This window comes from Pseudomonas sp. LB3P81 (assembly GCF_054897965.1).
In genome coordinates this window covers 380,325-398,843 of record NZ_JBUBVG010000001.1, presented here as the reverse complement: position 1 = coordinate 398,843, position 18,519 = coordinate 380,325, and the positions used below count along the sequence as shown (strand labels likewise).

Below are 18,519 nucleotides of genomic sequence, written 5' to 3'. Positions count from 1 at the left end.
AGCAATCATGAAAAAAAATATAAACTCTAGAATTTTCACCCTAGCAGGTCTGTTCATAAAAGAACAACTTAAAGAACCTATCGCATTATTTTGGATTATGATTTCGCCTTGTGCACTTTTTTATTTTTTTGCAATAACAAGACAGGACGCAAACTACTTTCAGAGTAATTACATGGAAGCATCGGCATGGTTTTATGCGTATGTAGCGTCCAGCGTAGCTTTGTTTGGATTTGCATTTTACATAATTGGCAGAAGAGAAAGTGGCTTTATTAGATCCTTTATTTATTCAAAAAAATCAAAAATCATATTTCTCTACTCGCACTTTTTTGCTTACTCGTTAATTTCAATTGCATACTGCTCAACTTTTTACCTGGCGACAAAACTTCCATTTGGCGACTATGAGCTCGAGGAGTTACTGAATATTATTTTGCGCTTCTACGTTTGTTTTGTCATGTTTTGCAGCATCGGCGCCTTGTTCACGCTGCTTCCAATTAATTTTCATAATTCGAATACACTACTATCCATTTGTTCGTTTTGCATGCTTATCTTCGGAGTAATGGGAGCCAGCAACACAAGCGGGACTATCGACACAATAAACTCGGCCAACCCTCTAACAATTGCAAATCAATTAATGACAAAAGACTTGAGCTTTAATAAAACCACGGTTGCGCTAATAACTGTTTTATCTGCGTTATCGGCTTTCGGACTACTAAGGCACTTAAGAATCAACCCTGTTTGGAGTAGATACTGATGCGCGAATTTAGAGCAAAATGCATTGATTTCTTCTATGAAAATAAAGTGATTTTAAGTAAAGCATCTCTAGAAATCCCTGAAGGGTCCATCGTTGGCATCTTAGGCCCCAACGGATCAGGAAAGACAACATTTTTCGATATCGCCTGCGAACTAAAAAAAATAACATCTGGCGAGATAAAAAATGATTTTTCCGATTTCGCTTACCTGTCTCAGACAATTACAACCCCCCCTTCCCTACGCATGCGTGACATATTCAAGATGATCATCGCACTGTCCTCCGATGAACATATGACACAATCCCGTGCGCTAGAAAAATTAAGTTGCTGGAGCCCAACGATAGTCAGTCGATACAAAGAAATCTGGAACAAAAAATCTTCATTGTGCAGTTATGGAGAGACGCGTTGGTTCTTCACGCTGTCCCTGTTATCAATATCCACTGACTTCGTTATCCTCGATGAGCCTACCGCCGGTGTGGACCCTGAATTTCGCTACTATATTTGGGAATGTCTTCATGGTGCCGCCAGAGATGGTGCGGCAATTTTGGTGTCATCACACAACGTTGATGAAGTAATAAACAACTGCACCTACTTTTACATGATTAGCCAGCAACGCTTCAATCGCTTTTCCAGTGGCTCAGAGTTCATGCGCCGGTATGGAGCCGAAACCGTAGACGACGCATTTATCCGCGCCGTTACTGAACCAGATTTCGCAAGCGGCCCTAAATACGATAAAACACAACATCAGCCAGAGTAGTCAGATATGACAACAATATTTATACGCGCCAGCAGCTTCGCAGAAAGCGTGAGCGCAAAGAAAACTGCGCTCAACCGTGAATTACTGAACGACGGCTGGCCTGATTTTGAAAACATTCAACTACGATCTGCTTTATTTCCCAACCGCGACAAACGAAATCGACAGCCCGGCGATTCCGCCAACCGAACCTGCGCCGGTGCCCGAGCAGGAGCCACCGGGCACCACACCGCCGCCGCGGGAAGATCCGCCGGAAACCATGCCGCCGGTGATTGTCAGTCCCTGACTCCGCCGTTTTTTGTAGGAGCGAGCTTGCTCGCGATGATCGCCAACGATAACGCTGCAAACCTGACACAGCGCAGCGTTCACAAGTCCATCGCGAGCAAGCTCGCTCCTACAAGGAATCTTTGTCCTTATCCAGTATCTTCACGATCCTCGGCATCACACTGAAAATCGCCAGCGCCAGCAACGTACTGAACACCGCCGTCGCTTCACGCCCCAACCCGGCCGAAACACCGATGGCCGCGGTCATCCACAACCCGGCGGCGGTGGTCAGGCCTTTCACATGGCCTTCGTCGCCTTCCTGGTTTTTCAGGATGGTCCCGGCGCCGAGGAAGCCGATCCCGGCGATCACCCCTTGCACCACCCGACTCATGGCATCCGCCTGAGAGCCGGACATCTGCGGCACCAGCACAAACAGCGCGGCACCGAGCGCCACCAGCATGTGCGTACGCACACCGGCGGCCTTGCCCTTGTGCTCGCGTTCGAAACCGAGAATCCCGCCCAACAGGGCAGCGATTAGCAGTCTCACGGTTACACGTGTCAGTTGTGAGGCGTCGCCGATGTCGGCGAACTCCGCTTGCAGCGTCACCCAAACTTCATGCCACCAGGCGTTCATGGTGCAATCCCTGTAAATGACCGCTAGAGGATGGACCGCGCAGACCATTAATCGGTTGCACAGAACGATGGCCGCCGGTTATGCCCTAACCCTGTAGAACCCGCAGAAAAAAGGACCTCTCCATGACTGTGCGCATCGAAAACCAGACCTGCTTCTTCATCACCGAGAACGGCGAAGAAATCCGCCTGTGTCCCGACGTCACTATCGTCACCGACGGCGACCAAGCCATGTCGGCGGTAGACATCGATGGCCAGCGCATCTACATCACCGAAGCAGAAGCCGATGCATTGACCGTAGCAGGTGCGGTGGATGGTCGCCGGCATCTGAAGGTCACCGACAGTGATTCGGTGATTTGACTGACCCGGATCAACACCCTCTGCGGGCGCCTGTCATAGGCGCCCGCATCCCGTTATGGCGGGTGCATCAAGTTGTCGCAGGCAGCGGCTCAGCGCTCATCTGATCCGCTTTTTATTGTGATATCTGAGTCTGTTATGCAAACAGATCGACGCTCATAGTGACCCGGCCTGATGGAGGCTGATGAGCGAAAGACCATGAGCGAAAGAATCCCCGTCCGAACCGTAGAAACCTTTGAGCCTTTGCGTCCCAAGATGAAGGCCAAATCCAGCGACAACCTGATCCACACCCGCAGCTTCACCGGCCTGTTCCGCACCCTGCGCATGAGCGGCGCGGGTTTTCTGTTTCTGCTGTTCTTCGGCACGGTGTGGTTGAACTGGGGCGGCCGCCAGGCGGTGCTCTGGGACCTTTCCGAAAGCAAATTCCACATCTTCGGCGCGACCTTCTGGCCGCAGGATTTCATCCTGCTGTCGGCGTTGCTGATCATTGCTGCGTTCGGCCTGTTTGCGATCACCGTGTTTGCCGGACGCGTCTGGTGCGGTTACACCTGCCCACAGAGTTCCTGGACCTGGATCTTCATGTGGTGCGAGAAGATTACCGAAGGCGAACGCAACCAGCGGATCAAGCTACAAGCCGCGCCCTGGGGCCTGAACAAACTGATGCGCCGCGCGGCCAAGCACACCTTGTGGCTGGCAATCAGTTTGCTGACCGGCCTGACCTTTGTCGGCTACTTCACACCGATCCGGCCGCTGGCCGAAGAACTGCTGACCCTGCAGATCGGCGGCGTCAGCCTGTTCTGGGTGCTGTTCTTCACCGGTGCCACGTACATCAACGCCGGTTGGCTGCGTGAAGCGGTGTGCATGCACATGTGCCCTTATGCGCGGTTCCAGAGTGTGATGTTCGATAAGGACACCCTGACCATTTCCTACGACGTCGCCCGTGGCGAAAACCGTGGCCCGCGCAAACGTGACGTGAAACCTGCCGAGGTCGGCCTTGGTGATTGCATCGATTGCCAGCTCTGCGTACAGGTGTGCCCGACCGGCATCGACATTCGCGACGGCCTGCAAATGGAATGCATCGGGTGCGCCGCGTGTATCGACGCCTGTGATTCGATCATGGACAAAATGGGCTACGCCCGTGGCCTGATCAGCTACACCTCGGAGCATGAGTTGCAGGGGGGCAAAACCCACCTGCTGCGACCACGGCTGATCGGCTACACCGCGGTGTTGCTGGTGATGATCGGCGCCCTCGCCCTAACGCTTGTCGAGCGGCCGATGGTCTCGCTGGACGTCAGCAAGGACCGTGGACTGTTCCGCGAAAACAGCCTGGGGCAGATCGAAAACATCTACAGCCTGAAGGTCATCAACAAAACCCAGCAACGTCAGGACTACCGTTTGACCCTGGTCGATGGCGACGGCTTCCAGTTGCAAGGCAAGACCGAACTGAGCCTGGCGCCCGGCGAGATTGTTGACGTGCCGGTGTCCGTGGCGATGACTACAGAACGGCCAAGCAGCAGTTCGCAGAGCATCAGCTTCAAGATCGTCGACAGCGATGAACCCGAGGTTTATAGCGTCGCGGACAGCCGGTTTGTTGCGCCGATGAATCGTTGATCCCTTAGACTGCGGTGCTCTGTGGCGAGGGAGCTTGCTCCCGCTGGGGTGCGAAGCGCCCCCAAAAGATTTACGACTGCTACGCAGCCGAGCGGGAGCAAGCTCCCTCGCCACAACAGTGCATCAACTGAATAACTTCAAACCGGGCACTCGATGAAACGCTACGAAAAATTCGCCGATGACATCGCTGAACTGATCCGCTCCGGCGTCCTCGGCCCCGGCCAGCGCGTGCCGTCGGTGCGCTACGCCAGCCAGACCTACGGCGTCAGCCCGTCCACGGTGTTCCAGGCCTATTACCTGCTAGAACGCCGTGGCCTGATCCGCGCCCGCCCGCGTTCCGGTTATTTCGTCAACACCCATGCACCGAGCCCGTTTTCGGAGCCAGTGATCAGCAGCCAGGTCAATGAATCCACCGAAGTCGATGTCAGTGAACTGGTGTTCTCGGTGCTCGACTCGATCAAGGACCCGACCACCGTCCCCTTCGGCTCGGCCTTCCCCAGCCCTACCCTGTTTCCGCTGCAACGCCTGTCCCGTTCACTGGCCAGCGCCACCCGGGACATGGACCCGCGCATGGTCGTCACCGACATGTCGCCGGGCAACCCGCAACTGCGCCGACAAATCGCCCTGCGCTACATGGTCGGCGGCCTGATGCTGCCCATGGAAGAACTGCTGATTACCAACGGCGCGCTGGAAGCGTTGAACCTGTGCCTGCAAGCCGTCACTCAACCCGGCGACCTGGTGGCCATCGAAGCACCGGCGTTCTACGCCTGCCTGCAAATCCTCGAACGTCTTAAGCTCAAAGCCGTGGAAATCCCCGTGCACCCGCGCGACGGTATCGACCTCGGCGTGCTCGCGCAAACCCTGGAGCGCCACCCGATCAAGGTTTGCTGGTGCATGACCAGTTTCCAGAACCCCATGGGCGCCACCATGCCCGAGGCGAAGAAACAGGAACTGGTGGAATTGTTGCGCAGCCATCAAGTGCCGCTGATCGAGGACGATGTCTACGCCGAACTCTATTACGGCCAACAAGCGCCGAAACCGGCCAAGGCGTTCGATACCGAAGGGCTGGTGATGCATTGCGGCTCCTTCGCCAAAAGCCTGGCCCCCGGTTATCGCATTGGCTGGGTGGCTGCCGGGCGGTATGCGCAGAAGATTGAGCGCCTGAAACTCATGACATCGCTTTGTGCGTCGATGCCGGCTCAGGCGGCCATTGCCGATTACCTGCAACATGGTGGCTATGACCGGCATTTGCGCAAATTGCGTTATGCGCTGGAAGAACAGCAGAGCGCGATGCTGGCGGCGATTGCTCGCTACTTTCCGGCGCACACTCGGGTCAGTCAGCCGGCCGGTGGGTACTTTTTGTGGCTGGAACTGCCGGCGCAGATGGATTCGTTGAAGTTGTTTCAGATGGCGTTGGCGCAGGGGATCAGCATTGCGCCTGGGCCGATTTTTTCGCCGGCCCAGCGGTTCAGGAATTGCATTCGGTTGAATTATGGCAGCCCTTGGGATGAGGCTGCGGAAAAGGCGATGGAGACGTTGGGGCGGATTGTTCGGTCATTCTGAAGGTTTGAGGTTGACTGGTCCGGCCCCTTCGTCGGAACGCCGCCCGGAGCAAGCCCGCTCCCACAGGGTTTGCGGGTGCTCACAGTTTTTTGTTCACACCAATCCACTGTGGGAGCGGGCTTGCTCCGGGCGGCGTTCCGACGAAGAGGTCAGAACAGACAAAGCAAATATTGAGGCCTAACGCCCGCCCCCAAGATCGACGAAAGTCCCCGTCGCATAAGAAGCCTTATCCGACAACAACCACACAATCGCCTCCGCCACTTCATCCGGCCGGCCGCCGCGGGCCATCGGGATCGCAGACTCAAGCTTGCTGACCCGGTCCGGGTCGCCACTCAACGCATGGAAATCGGTGTAGATGTAACCGGGGCGCACGGCGTTGACCCGGATGCCTTCGCCCGCCACTTCCTTGGACAGACCGATGGTGAACGTGTCGAGCGCGCCTTTGGACGCCGCGTAATCCACGTACTCATTCGGCGCTCCCAGGCGCGCGGCAACCGACGATACGTTGACGATGCTGCCGCCCTGCCCGCCGTGTTTCGGTGACATGCGCAGTACGGCGTGCTTGGCGCAGAGAATGGGCGCCAGGACGTTGGTTTTGAGGGTTTTGAGAATGCGGAACTCGGACATTTCGTCGACCCGGGATTTGTGTCCCACGGTGCCGGCGTTGTTGACCAGTGCGGTCACCCGGCCCAGTTCGGCGTCAACCCGGTTAAACAGCGCGATCACTTCATCTTCGATGCTGACGTCGGCACGTACCGCGATGGCTTGGGCGCCGAGGGCGCGGACTTGCTCCAGCACGCTATGCGCCGCCTCTTCATCGGACTGATAGTTGATGCAGATCCGATAGCCTTGTCCGGCGGCCAACAGTGCGGTGGCGGCGCCGATGCCGCGGCTGCCGCCGGTGATGACGATGACTTTGTCCATGCGAGCTTTCCCCGTTCAAGCGTAGGCAGTCGGGGCCAAGAATAACCGTCATTGGCGGGTTTTGCATGGGGTCTGTGGTGTCCTGTGGCGAGGGAGCTTGCTCCCGCTGGGCTGCGAAGCAGCCCCAGAACCATGCGCCGCAGTGCATCAGTTAAACCACATCCATAGTTTTACGACTGCTTCGCAGCCGAGCGGGAGCAAGCTCCCTCGCCACAGGGGGGCGTCAACTCACCGCCAACTGCTCTGCGCGAAGAATATCTACCATGAAGCGCTCCGCCGGCAGCGGATGCCCCAACAGATAGCCCTGCAACGAGTCGCAACCGAGTTGAGTCAGGAAATCCTGCTGCATATCGGTTTCCACGCCTTCGGCGACGATGCGCAAACCCAGCGCCTGGCCAAGGGCAACGATGGCGGAAACGATGGCCGCATCGTCGCTGTCGCGTTCCAGGTCGCGGACAAACCCCCTGTCGATTTTCAGTTCGTTGGCCGGCAAGCGCTTGAGGTACATCAAACTCGAATAGCCAGTACCAAAATCATCAATCGACAGGTCGACCCCCATCTCCGCAAGTTCGTTAAGCACCGTCATGCTCGCATCAGCGTCGCTCATGGCGGTGGTTTCGGTGATTTCCAGGGTCAGGCTGTTGGCCGGCAAATGGTGCGTGGCCAACGCCTTGGCAACGCTCTGGACCAGGCCCGCATTGCAAAACTGCAAAGCCGAGAGGTTCACCGCGATGCGCCAGTTGGTGTAACCGAGCACGTACCATTCGCGCATCTGCCGGCAGGCTTCATTGAGTACCCAATCGCCAATCGGAATGATCAGCCCAGTCTTCTCCGCCAGTTCGATGAATTTGTCCGGCATCAGCATGCCCTGCGTCGGGTGCACCCAGCGCAACAACGCCTCGGCGCCGACTGGCCGGCCGTTGCTGGCGTTGAATTTTGGCTGGTAGTAGAGGCTGAATTGTTGCTGCTCCACTGCATTGCGCAGGTCTTGCAGCAATTGCAGCTGTTTGCGCGCGTTGCTGTTCATCGAGGCGTCGAAGAAGCTGTAGCCGTTTTTGCCCGTGCCCTTGGCGTGATACATCGCGGCGTCGGCGTTCATCAGCAGTTCTTCGGCGGTCTGGCCGTTTCCCGGATAAAGGGCAATGCCGACACTGGCGGAGATCTGCAAATCATGTTCGGCGACGCGGAACGAGCGCGCGATCAACCCGACCTGCCGGGACGCGAGACTCAGTACATCATGCTCATCGGCCAGTTGCACCAGCAGCACGAACTCATCGCCGCCAATCCGTGCCAACGTGTCCTGGCTACGCAAATCCTCATGCAGGCGCAGAGCGACTTCGCGTAGCAACTGGTCACCCATGTGATGACCGAATGCATCATTGACTGGCTTGAAACCGTCCAGATCGATGAACATCAAGGCAAAACAGCCACCCTGCTCCTGCACCCTCGACATGCCTTGGCCTATACGGTCAGCCAGCAACACCCGATTTGGCAGACCGGTCAGGGGGTCGTGCAGCGCCAATTGGGTGAGTTCGCGGTTGGCCTCTGTCAGCGAGTGGGCCAGACCGGCGGTGCGAGCCTCCAGGCGCGCATCGAGAATCGACGTAAGCAAGGCAATGCTCAGCACCGCCATCGTGGTGATCAGCACCAGACTGTCCAGGCCCTTGCCGCTCAAACCGCTGACCGCCGCACCACAAAAACTGCCGTCGGGAAAACGCGCGGCGGCCATGGCGGTGTAGTGCATGCCGACGATGGCAATGCCCATGATCACCGCCGCGCCGCCTCGAATCAGGTTGACATAAGGCGTGTGCCGACGCAGGCGAAAGGAGATCCATAACGCTGCGCCCGACGCGCCGACGGCGATGAGCAGAGAGGCGACGAACAGTGTCGGGTCGTAATCGATACCCGGCTGCATGCGCATGGCGGCCATGCCGGTGTAGTGCATGGCGCTGATGCCCGCACCCATCACCAGCGCTCCGAACGCCAGTTGCCAGATCGGGAGGAGTGGCTGACTGACCAGCCACAGGGCAAAGCCGCAGGACAGGATTGCTGTCAGCAGCGACAGGGTCGTCAAAGTGACGTCGTAGCCGAGGTCGATTGGCAGTTCAAACGCGAGCATGCCGATGAAATGCATCGACCACACGCCAATGCCCATCGCCAAACCGCCGCCGGCCGTCCACAAATGTACTGCGCGACCTCTGGCAGTGGCGATGCGCCCGGTCATGTCGAGCGCGGTATAAGACGCGAGAATCGCCACAAAAAGCGAGATGATAACCAGCGTGGGGGAATAGCTACCGATGAGCATGGGACTTCTCGCGACGACCCGCCGTAATGCTTCCATTTTCGGGGGGCAAATCGGGCGATTGTACTGATTGCATGAAAGAACGCACTGACAAAATTTAGCAAAGTGCCATCAAGCCGATGAAACGCTTGTTTGATTTCTCGCGATTCCTCTGGATCCTTGCCCCCCCGCTCCCCTTGTAGGCGCTGTGTAGGAGCTGTCGAGTGAAACGAGGCTGCGATCTTTTCAGCCGCATGAAGATCAAGATCAAAAGATCGCAGCCTCGTTTCACTCGGCAGCTCCTACAGGGATATAGGTATCAGTTGTTGAGCTCGAGCTGTCCGTCCCAACCGCCACCCAACGCCGCAATCAACTGCACGCTGGCAATCAGACGGCTCTGCAACAAGTCCAGCATGTTGCGCTCGTTGTTCAGCGCCGTGGCTTGCACCACCACCACATCCAGATAAGCAATCAACCCGGCCTTGTACTGATTCTGGGTCAGGCGCAAGGACTCACGCGCCGCGTCCAGTGCCTGCTGACGCACGGCCGATTCGTTTTCCAGGACCTTGAGCTGGACCAGATAATTTTCCACCTCGCGGAAGCCGTCGAGCACGGTCTGGCGGTACTTGGCGACGGTCTCGTCATAGGCCGCTTCGCTGCGGTCGACTTCGGCGGAACGCTGTCCGCCGTCAAACAAGGTCATTGCCAGTTGCGGGCCGACCGACCAGAAGCGGTTCGGCACGCTGATCCAGTTCGACGACGTGCTGCTGCTGTAACCACCGTTCAGGCTCAGCGTCAGGTCCGGGTAGTAAGCCGCCTTGGCCACGCCGATGTTGGCGTTGGCCGCCATTACCGAGCGCTCGGCGGAGGCGATGTCCGGGCGGCGCTCCAGTAATTGCGAAGGCAGGTTCAGCGGCACGTCGGGCAGCACCGGGATATCCGTGGTTTCCGCCAGGCTGAATTCGGCCGGCGGCAGCCCGATCAGCACGGCGATGGCGTTCTCGAACTGCGCGCGCTGCCAGATCAGATCGACCAACTCGGCCTCGGTGCTCCTGAGCTGAGTAGTGGCCTGAGCCACCGCGTCCTTGCCGGAAACGCCGGCGCGGTACTGGTTTTCGGTCATTTTCAGCGAACGCTGATAGGCCTCGACCGTCGCTTGCAGCAGACGCTTTTGCTCATCAATCACCCGCAGTTGCAGGTAGTTCTGCACCAGTTCCGACTGCTGACTCAACCGCATCGCCGCCAAATCGGCAAAACTCGCCTCGGCGTTGGCGGTGTCCGCCTCAAGGCCTCGGCGCAATTTGCCCCAGACATCGGCCTCCCAACTGACACCGGCCTGGGCCGTGTAAGTGTCGCGGATCCCGCTGGAAGAACTTGTCAGGCTCGAACTGCTGCTGCCGGTGCCCTGGCTGGAACGGTTTTTCCCGACGGTCAGGTCCACGGTCGGAAAAAACGCACCACGAGCGCTGCGCACCAAGGCCTGGGCCTGACGGTATTGGGCTTCGGACTGGGCGACGGTCTGGTTGGCGCTGTTGAGCTTCTCGATCAGGCCGTTCAGTTGTTGATCGCCATACAACTCCCACCAGGCACCACGGGCCAGGGAATCGCTCGGGTTGGCCTGACGCCAGCCGGCCGCTTCCTTGTACTGCACCGGCGCGGCGGTTTGCGGGCGCTGGTAATCCGGGCCGATGGCGCAGGCACTGAGCAGCGCCACGCACAGCGACAGGCTCAACAAACGCGAGCCTCGGGCCGTCATCAGCGGTGCAGACAGGTTGATAAGCGAACGATCAGTCATAGCGGAGTTTCCAGAGCAGCATCAGTACGCACCCCACGCCAGTGGTTGAAGCGATGGCGCAGTTTGTCGAGATAGAGGTAAACCACCGGGGTGGTGTAAAGGGTCAGCACCTGACTGAAGATCAGCCCGCCAATGATGGTCAGGCCCAGTGGTTGACGCATTTCCGCACCCTCGGCACGGCTCAGCAGCAGCGGCAAGGCACCGAGGATCGCGGCCAGCGTGGTCATCAGAATCGGACGCAGACGTTGCAGGCACGCGCTGCGAATCGACTCCAGCGGTTCCAGGCCCTGATGCCGTTCGAGTTGCAAAGCCAGGTCGATCATCAGAATCGCGTTTTTCTTCACCACACCGATCAGCAGGAACAGCCCCAGCAACGAGATCAGGCTGAACTCGCCCCCCAGCGCATAGATCGACAGCAACGCGCCGACCCCGGCCGACGGCAAGGTCGAGAGAATGGTCAGCGGATGGATGTAGCTTTCATACAGCACACCCAGCACCAGATACACCGCCACCAGCGCGCCAAGAATCATCCACGGCTGGCTCTTTTGGGTCGCGGCGAAAGCGTTGGCGGTGCCGGCCATTTTCGCGATCACGTCTTCCGGCATGCCGAGTCTGGCAATCGCCCGTTCGATGGCTGCCGTGCCCTGCTCCACGGTCACGCCTTCGGCCATGTCGAAGGAAATGCTTTCGGAAGCGAACTGGCCTTCGTGGCTGACGCGGTCATCTTCCAGGCTGTTTTCGTAATGGGCGATGGTCGACAGTGGAATTCGCGCGCCATCAGCGGTGATCACCTGAACCTGCTTGAGGGTGATCGGGTCCTGGGCGTACTTCGGGTTGACCTCCATCACCACCTGATACTGGTTGAGGCTGTCGTAGATTGTCGAAATCTGCCGCTGGCTGTAAGCGTTGTTCAAAACGGCGGTGACCATGTCCATGTCCACGCCCAGGCGTTTGGCCTGATCGCGATCGACGATCAAGGTCACCTGCTGCGCGCCGCGTCCTTCACGGGCGTCAATGGCGGTCAGCTCCGGCAACGCCTTGAGCGCGGTCACCACTTTCGGATACCACTGGCGCAATTCGCCAAGGTCGGCGCTTTGCAGGATGTAGGAATACTGCGAGGTGGTCTGTTCACGACCACCGCCAAACTGCAGATCCTGATCTGCCATCAGCATCAACTGTGCGCCGGGAACCTTGGGCATTTCCTTGCGCAGGCGTTCGATGACTTTTTGTGCAGAAACGCCCCGTTCCTTGATCGGTTTCAGGCGCACCAGCATGAAGGCGTTGTTGGTGCCGTTGGTGCCGCCGATGAAGCCGGCGACGCTTTCCACCGCTTCATCCTTGAGTACGGCGCGGCGGAAGATTTCCATTTTCGGTTGCATCACGCTGAACGACAGGCCGTCGTCACCGCGCACGAACCCGATCAACTGGCCGGTGTCCTGCTGCGGCATAAAGGTTTTAGGAACAACCACATACAGCGCAACGTTAACGCCAACTGTCACGATCAGACTGAGCAAGGTCAGACGACGGTGACGCAACACCCAGTCAAGGCTGGTGGCGTATTTTCCGACCATCCACTCGTTGGCGCGCTGGCTCCAGCGTTGCAGGCGGTTTTCTTCACCCGGCGTGTGCGGCTTGAGCCAACGGGCGCACAGCATCGGCGTCAGGGTCAGCGAGACCAGCAGCGACACCACGATGGACGCCGCCAGCGTGATGGAAAACTCACGGAACAGGCTTTCGATAATCCCGCCCATGAACAGGATCGACAGGAACACGGCGACCAGCGAGACGTTCATCGACAGCAGGGTAAAGCCGACTTCCTGAGCCCCGAGGTAGGCGGCCTTCATGGGCGGCACGCCTTCGTCGATATGGCGGGTGATGTTCTCCAGCACCACGATGGCATCGTCCACCACCAGCCCGGTGGCCAGAATCAGCGCCATCAGCGACAGGTTGTTCAGGGAAAACCCGTACAGGTACATCACCGCGAAGGTGCCCACCAGCGACACCGGCACCGCGAGGGTCGGAATCAGCGAGGCGCGGAAGTTACCGAGAAACAGGAACACCACCAGAATCACCAGCGCCACGGCGATCAGCAAGGTCATTTCCGCTTCGTGCAGAGTGGCCTTGATCACCGGCGAGCGGTCCATGGCCAGATTCAGTTTGACGCTGGCCGGCAGCACGGCTTGCAAGGCCGGGAGCTGGGCCTTGATCTCGTTGACCGTTTCGATGATGTTGGCGCCGGCCTGACGGTTGATCACCAGCAGCACCGCCGCGTCATCGTTGAAGAAACCGCTGTTGTAACGGTCTTCGACGCCGTCGCTGACCTTCGCCACATCCTTCAACCGCAGTGCCGCACCGCCGTTGTAGTGAATGATCAGCGACTCGTAATCCTTGGCTTTTTCCAGTTGATCGTTGGCCTGAACCTGCCACAACCGCTGGCCGTCTTCGACCGAGCCTTTCGGCCGGCGCACGTTGGCATTGGCGATGGTGTTGCGCACATCGTCCAGCGCGACGCCGTACTGGTTGAGCGCCTGGGGTTCGAGTTCGATGCGCACCGCCGGCAGGGAACTGCCGCCGATCTGCACTTCACCCACGCCCTGCACCTGGGACAGGCTCTGGGACAGGATCGTCGAGGCCAAATCGTAAAGCTGGCCCTTTTCCAGCACGTCCGAAGTCAGCGACAGCACCATGATCGGTGCCTGGGACGGGTTGACCTTCTTGTAGGTCGGCATGCTGCGCATCCCGCTCGGCAGCAGGTTACGCGAGGCGTTGATCGCCGCTTGCACTTCCCGCGCCGCGCCGTTGATGTCGCGGTCGAGGTCGAACTGCAGAATCACCCGGGTCGAGCCCTGGCTGGAACGGCTGCTCATGGTGTTGACCCCGGCGATGGCGCCGAAGGAGCGCTCCAGCGGTGTGGCCACGGTCGACGCCATCACCTCGGGGCTCGCGCCCGGCAGACTGGCCTGGACCACGATCACCGGGAAGTCCATTTGCGGCAGCGGCGACACCGGCAGTAAACCGAAGCTCACCCCGCCCAGCAGCATGATCGCCAGGCTCAGCAACATCGTTGCGACCGGGCGCTTGATGAAAGGTCCGGAGAGGTTCATGGCTGCTCGACCACTTCCACGGACTCGGATTTGCGGCCCCAGCGCCGACCAAGGCGATCGAAGTACAGGTAAATGACCGGCGTGGTGAACAGGGTCAGCACCTGACTCACCAGCAAACCACCGACCATCACCAGACCCAGCGGCTGACGCAGCTCAGCGCCGGAACCGGTGGCCAGCATCAACGGCACTGCACCGAACAATGCCGCCAGCGTGGTCATCAGGATCGGCCGGAAACGCAGCAGCGCCGCCTGATAGATCGCCGTCTCCGGGTCCATGCCCTGATTGCGCTCGGCGTCGAGGGCGAAGTCGATCATCATGATCGCGTTCTTCTTCACGATGCCGATCAGCAGGATGATACCGATGATCGCGATCATCCCCAGGTCATTGCCACTCAACAGCAAGGCCAGCAAGGCGCCGACCGCCGCAGACGGCAAGGTCGAGAGAATGGTGATCGGGTGGATGTAGCTCTCGTAGAGCACGCCGAGCACGATGTACATGGTCACCACTGCCGCCAGAATCAGCAGCAAGGTACTCGACAACGACGCCTGGAATGCTTCGGCCGCGCCCTGGAACTGGGTCTGCACGCCAATCGGCATGCCGATGTCTTTCTGCACCTGTTCGATGATTTCCACCGCGTGCCCCAGCGCCACGCCGGGCGCGAGGTTGAACGACATCATCACCGCCGGGAACTGGCCGATGTGAGTGATCGCCAGTTGCGCCTGACGCTCCTCGATGTGCGCCAGGCTGGACAGGCGCACTTGCCCGCCGTCGGTGGTCTTGACGTGAATCTGGTTGAGCGCATTCGGGCCGATTTTCTCGCCGGACTGCGACTGCAGGACCACACGGTACTGGCTGGCCTGGGTGTAAATGGTGGAAATCTGCCGCTGACCGAAGGCGTCATACAGCGCGTCGGTGATATTCGACACCGATACGCCGACCCGCGACGCGGCATCGCGGTCGATCACCAGATAGACCTGCAAGCCTTTGTCCTGCAAATCGCTGGCGACGTCGGTCAGCTCCGGCCGTTGGGCCAATGCCTCAACCAGACGACCGCTCCACAGGCTGAGCAGCTCGGAATCCGGCGACGACATGCTGAACTGGTACTGAGTGCGGCTGACCCGGTCTTCGATGGTCAGGTCCTGCACCGGTTGCATGAAAAGGCGAATGCCGACCAGCTTGTCCAGTTCCGGTTGCAGGCGGGCGATGACCTCGGTAGCGCTCAAGTCGCGATTGCTGTGGGACTTGAGGTTGATCAGCAGGCGACCGCTGTTGAGCGTCGAATTGTCACCGTCAACACCGATGTAGGACGACAGACTCTCAACGGCCGGATCCGCCAGAATCACCTTGGCCAGTTCCTGTTGCCGCTCACTCATCGCCGCAAAGGAAATCGACTGCGGCGCCTCGGAAATGCCCTGAATCACCCCGGTGTCTTGCACCGGGAAGAAGCCCTTGGGCACCACCATGTACAGGAACACGGTCAGCGCCAGTGTGCCGATGGCCACCAGCAACGTCAGCGGTTGATGCTTGAGAACCCACTTTAACTTGCGTCCGTAAGCCGCGATCATCCAGTCAATTGTGGCGCCGCTGGCCCGGTAAAAACGGCCCTGATCTTCTTCCTTGGGCTCACGCTTGAGCAGCCGCGCGCACATCATCGGCGTCAGGGTCAAAGACACGACCAGGGAAATCAGGATCGCCACCGCCAAGGTGATCGCAAACTCGCGGAACAAACGCCCTACCACGTCAGCCATGAACAGCAGCGGAATCAGTACCGCGATCAGCGACAGTGTCAGGGAAATCAGCGTAAAGCCAATCTGCTTGGCGCCCTTGAGCGCCGCATTCAGCGGGCTGTCGCCCTCTTCGATGAATCGGGAAATGTTCTCCAGCATCACGATCGCATCGTCCACCACGAAACCGGTGGCGATGGTCAGGGCCATCAGGGTCAGGTTGTTCACCGAGAAACCGGCGAGGTACATCACGCCGAAGGTGCCGATCAATGACAGCGGCACGGCCACCGAAGGAATGATCGTGGCACTGGCGCGCCGCAGGAACAGGAACGTCACCATCACGACCAGCGCAATGGCGATCAGCAATTCGTGTTGCACGTCGGTGACGGACGCACGGATGGTCTGGGTTCGGTCGGTCAGCACGGTGACGTCGAGACCGGCCGGCAGGTTATCGGTGATGCTCGGCAGCAAGGCCTTGATCCGGTCGACTACCTCGATAACGTTGGCGCCGGGCTGACGCTGGATGTTCAGCAATACCGCCTGGTTTTCATTGGCCCAGGCCGCGAGGCGTTCGTTCTCCGCTCCGTCGACGATTTCCGCCACGTCCTTGAGCCGCAATGGCGCACCGTTGGCGTAGGCCAGGATCAGGTTGGCGTAATCCTTGGGCGAGGTCAGTTGATCGTTTGCATCGAGCATCGAGACCCGGGTCGGGCCGTCGAAGTTGCCCTTGGGCTGGTTGACGTTGGACGCGCCGATCAGGGTGCGCACGTCCGACAGGTTCAAACCGTTGGCCGCCAGGGCTTCGGGGTTGACCTTGATCCGCACCGCCTGACGCTGGCCGCCGGCAATGCTGACCATGCCGACGCCGCTGATCTGGGCGATCTTCTGCGCCATGCGCGTATCGACCAGGTCATTGAGCTTGGGCAGCAACATGGTCTTGGACGTGATCGCCAGGGTCAGCACCGGGGTGTCCGCCGGGTTGACCTTGTTGTACACCGGCGGTGCCGGCAGGTCCTTGGGCAGCAAGTTGGTTGCGGCGTTGATCGCCGCCTGCACCTGCTGCTCGGCGACGTCCATGTTGATGTCGAGGCTGAACCGCAGGGTCAGCACCGAAGCGCCGCCGGAACTGGTCGAGGCCATCTGGGTCAGGCCGGGCATTTGCCCGAACTGACGCTCGAGCGGCGCGGTCACGGCGCTGGTCATGACGTCCGGGCTGGCGCCGGGATAGAGAGTCATCACACGAATGGTCGGGTAATCGACCTGAGGCAAGGCCGACACAGGCAACAGCCGATAGGCGATCACACCGGCCAGAATAATGGCCAGCATGCTCAGCGTCGTGGCGACCGGGCGAAGGATGAACAGCCGCGAGATGTTCATGCGCCGCCCTTTTTCGCCTTGTCGGTGGTCGCCGGCTCAGTCGCGTTGACCGCCGATTTGCCTTGCAGGTGCCCGGTCGGGGTGGTCGGTACGTCCTTGGTGTCGTTGACCACTTCCACTTCACTGCCTTCCTTCAGGCGGTCGGTGCCTTCCAGAACCACGCGATCGCCAGCCGCCAGGCCTGCGGTGATCACGGTGTTGTCACCGTCACTGGCGCCGACTTTCAACTGACGGATCGTGACTTTCTTGTCGCCATCCATCGCATAGACGAAGGTGCCATTGGTGCCGAACTGGATAGCTGCCGACGGTGCGAGCACCACGTCTTTGAGGGTGTCGGCCAGCAGATGGACGTTGACGAACTGATTGGGGAACAGTGCCTGATCACGGTTTTCGTAGCGTGCCTTGAATTTCAGGGTGCCGGTGGTGACGTCGATCTGGTTGTCGAGGCTCTGCAATACGCCGGTGGCCTGCAGTTTGGTGTCCCCACGATCCCAGGCTTCGGCGGGCAGTTTGGCGCCGCTGCGATAGCGGGCCAGCACCACGTCGAGGCTGTTTTCCGGCAAGGTGAAGGCCACGCTGATCGGCTGGGTCTGGGTGATGATCGCCAGCGCCGTGGTGTCATTGGCGGCAACAAGGTTGCCGACGTCGAGCTGGCGCAGGCCCACCCGGCCGGCAATCGGCGCGCGGATTTTGGTGAATTCGAGATTGAGCTTGGCGTCGTTGACCGCCGCCTGATTGGTCTTGACCGTGCCCTGATACTGGCCGACCAATGCTTCAGCTGTGTCGAGGGTTTGCTTGGCGATACTGTCTTCGCGGTACAGGCCACGATAACGCTCGACATCGACCTGGGCGTTCTTCAATTGCGCCTGGTTCTGCAGCAAGGTGCCTTCGGCCTGCAGCAAGGCGTTCTGGTAAGGGCGCGGGTCGATTTCCGCCAGCAGATCGCCGGCCTTGACCATCTGCCCTTCTTCGAACGACACCTTGATCAGCTCGCCGCCCACCCGGCTGCGTACATTGATGGTGTTCAGCGCCGTCACGGTGCCCAGCGCCTTGTAATACAGCGGGAAGTCACCCTTGACCGCCGGCGCCACGCGCACCGGTACCGGCCCGGTCGCCCCGCCGAAGCCCGGACGCATGCCACCCGAACGGCCAGTGTGCCCCGCCACGGCTTTTTGTCCTGCGCCTTCTTTTGGCGCAGCGCTGCCGGGCCAGAATTTCCAGCACAGGCCAGCGATGACCAACAGGACAAGCAGGCCGAACAGCCAGCGACGAGGACTACGGGAAGCGGAGGATTGCATTGAATGATCAACCATTGGGCGCGTGGGCTTCTACTACGGGAGGCTGAACGATAAGCACTGGCGGGTATTTAGCAAAGCGCCTTTACCG

At 59.3% G+C, this 18,519-nt stretch carries 13 protein-coding genes; 6 read left to right on the top strand and 7 right to left on the bottom strand.

Going from position 1 to position 18,519, the window contains the following annotated elements:
- Window positions 1–7 precede the first annotated feature (7 nt).
- The 3 genes from ACYZTL_RS01940 to ACYZTL_RS01930 all read left to right on the top strand — a co-directional run bounded on the left by ACYZTL_RS01940 (window position 8) and on the right by ACYZTL_RS01930 (window position 1,789).
- A complete protein-coding gene (locus ACYZTL_RS01940; protein ID WP_461950334.1) occupies window positions 8–751 on the top strand; it encodes an ABC transporter permease in 744 nt (247 codons plus the stop codon).
- The gene (locus ACYZTL_RS01935; RefSeq protein WP_461950333.1) at window positions 751–1,506 is read left to right on the top strand and encodes an ATP-binding cassette domain-containing protein; all 756 of its coding nucleotides are present in this window, start codon (window positions 751–753) and stop codon (window positions 1,504–1,506) included. The genes ACYZTL_RS01940 and ACYZTL_RS01935 overlap by 1 nt, the downstream gene beginning before the upstream one ends.
- A 106-nt stretch (window positions 1,507–1,612) precedes the next feature.
- Window positions 1,613–1,789, top strand: a complete 177-nt coding sequence (locus tag ACYZTL_RS01930; RefSeq protein ID WP_461954386.1) for a hypothetical protein — start codon at window positions 1,613–1,615, stop codon at window positions 1,787–1,789.
- Between the two features lie 108 nt (window positions 1,790–1,897).
- Here the strand turns inward: ACYZTL_RS01930 and ACYZTL_RS01925 are convergent, their stop codons facing one another.
- Entirely contained in the window at window positions 1,898–2,401 is a 504-nt protein-coding gene (locus ACYZTL_RS01925; protein ID WP_461950332.1) for an MgtC/SapB family protein, read from the bottom strand.
- Window positions 2,402–2,523: 122 nt separating this feature from the next.
- Between ACYZTL_RS01925 and ACYZTL_RS01920 the strand changes: the two genes are divergently transcribed.
- From ACYZTL_RS01920 to mapR, 3 genes are all read left to right on the top strand, one after another.
- Window positions 2,524–2,757, top strand: coding sequence for a DUF3203 family protein (locus tag ACYZTL_RS01920; RefSeq protein ID WP_461950331.1), 234 nt, complete (start codon window positions 2,524–2,526; stop codon window positions 2,755–2,757).
- A gap of 195 nt (window positions 2,758–2,952) precedes the next feature.
- Complete coding sequence (ccoG, locus tag ACYZTL_RS01915) at window positions 2,953–4,365, top strand: cytochrome c oxidase accessory protein CcoG (protein ID WP_461950330.1); 1,413 nt, start codon at window positions 2,953–2,955, stop codon at window positions 4,363–4,365.
- A 153-nt stretch (window positions 4,366–4,518) separates the two neighbouring features.
- Complete coding sequence (gene mapR / locus ACYZTL_RS01910) at window positions 4,519–5,928, top strand: GntR family transcriptional regulator MpaR (protein ID WP_461950329.1); 1,410 nt, start codon at window positions 4,519–4,521, stop codon at window positions 5,926–5,928.
- 177 nt (window positions 5,929–6,105) lie between these two features.
- Here mapR and ACYZTL_RS01905 read toward each other — a convergent pair whose 3' ends face one another.
- From ACYZTL_RS01905 to ACYZTL_RS01880, 6 genes are all read right to left on the bottom strand, one after another.
- On the bottom strand, window positions 6,106–6,852 hold the full coding sequence (locus tag ACYZTL_RS01905) for an SDR family oxidoreductase (protein WP_461950328.1): 747 nt from the start codon (window positions 6,850–6,852) through the stop codon (window positions 6,106–6,108).
- Between the two features lie 223 nt (window positions 6,853–7,075).
- Window positions 7,076–9,157 (bottom strand): putative bifunctional diguanylate cyclase/phosphodiesterase, encoded by a 2,082-nt coding sequence (locus ACYZTL_RS01900; RefSeq protein WP_461950327.1) that lies wholly within the window; start codon window positions 9,155–9,157, stop codon window positions 7,076–7,078.
- Between the two features lie 295 nt (window positions 9,158–9,452).
- Window positions 9,453–10,928 carry an efflux transporter outer membrane subunit gene (locus ACYZTL_RS01895; RefSeq protein ID WP_461950326.1) on the bottom strand — a complete coding sequence of 492 codons (1,476 nt, stop codon included), beginning with the start codon at window positions 10,926–10,928 and terminating at the stop codon, window positions 9,453–9,455.
- On the bottom strand, window positions 10,925–14,032 hold the full coding sequence (locus tag ACYZTL_RS01890; RefSeq protein WP_461950325.1) for an efflux RND transporter permease subunit: 3,108 nt from the start codon (window positions 14,030–14,032) through the stop codon (window positions 10,925–10,927). The genes ACYZTL_RS01895 and ACYZTL_RS01890 overlap by 4 nt, the downstream gene beginning before the upstream one ends.
- Window positions 14,029–17,133, bottom strand: a complete 3,105-nt coding sequence (locus ACYZTL_RS01885; protein WP_461950324.1) for an MdtB/MuxB family multidrug efflux RND transporter permease subunit — start codon at window positions 17,131–17,133, stop codon at window positions 14,029–14,031. The genes ACYZTL_RS01890 and ACYZTL_RS01885 overlap by 4 nt, the downstream gene beginning before the upstream one ends.
- Window positions 17,130–18,446, bottom strand: a complete 1,317-nt coding sequence (locus ACYZTL_RS01880) for an MdtA/MuxA family multidrug efflux RND transporter periplasmic adaptor subunit (RefSeq protein WP_461950323.1) — start codon at window positions 18,444–18,446, stop codon at window positions 17,130–17,132. Before ACYZTL_RS01880 ends, ACYZTL_RS01885 begins: the two co-directional genes overlap by 4 nt.
- Window positions 18,447–18,519 lie beyond the last annotated feature (73 nt).

What these genes read in the sequence shown, in the direction of transcription:
- ACYZTL_RS01940 (WP_461950334.1), top strand. Translation starts at nt 8, where the DNA reads ATGAAAAAAAATATAAACTCTAGAATTTTCACCCTAGCAGGTCTGTTC.
- ACYZTL_RS01935 (WP_461950333.1), top strand. Translation starts at nt 751, where the DNA reads ATGCGCGAATTTAGAGCAAAATGCATTGATTTCTTCTATGAAAATAAA.
- ACYZTL_RS01925 (WP_461950332.1), bottom strand. Translation starts at nt 2,401, where the DNA reads ATGAACGCCTGGTGGCATGAAGTTTGGGTGACGCTGCAAGCGGAGTTC.
- ACYZTL_RS01920 (WP_461950331.1), top strand. Translation starts at nt 2,524, where the DNA reads ATGACTGTGCGCATCGAAAACCAGACCTGCTTCTTCATCACCGAGAAC.
- ccoG (WP_461950330.1), top strand. Translation starts at nt 2,953, where the DNA reads ATGAGCGAAAGAATCCCCGTCCGAACCGTAGAAACCTTTGAGCCTTTG.
- mapR (WP_461950329.1), top strand. Translation starts at nt 4,519, where the DNA reads ATGAAACGCTACGAAAAATTCGCCGATGACATCGCTGAACTGATCCGC.
- ACYZTL_RS01905 (WP_461950328.1), bottom strand. Translation starts at nt 6,852, where the DNA reads ATGGACAAAGTCATCGTCATCACCGGCGGCAGCCGCGGCATCGGCGCC.
- ACYZTL_RS01900 (WP_461950327.1), bottom strand. Translation starts at nt 9,157, where the DNA reads ATGCTCATCGGTAGCTATTCCCCCACGCTGGTTATCATCTCGCTTTTT.
- ACYZTL_RS01895 (WP_461950326.1), bottom strand. Translation starts at nt 10,928, where the DNA reads ATGACTGATCGTTCGCTTATCAACCTGTCTGCACCGCTGATGACGGCC.
- ACYZTL_RS01890 (WP_461950325.1), bottom strand. Translation starts at nt 14,032, where the DNA reads ATGAACCTCTCCGGACCTTTCATCAAGCGCCCGGTCGCAACGATGTTG.
- ACYZTL_RS01885 (WP_461950324.1), bottom strand. Translation starts at nt 17,133, where the DNA reads ATGAACATCTCGCGGCTGTTCATCCTTCGCCCGGTCGCCACGACGCTG.
- ACYZTL_RS01880 (WP_461950323.1), bottom strand. Translation starts at nt 18,446, where the DNA reads ATGGTTGATCATTCAATGCAATCCTCCGCTTCCCGTAGTCCTCGTCGC.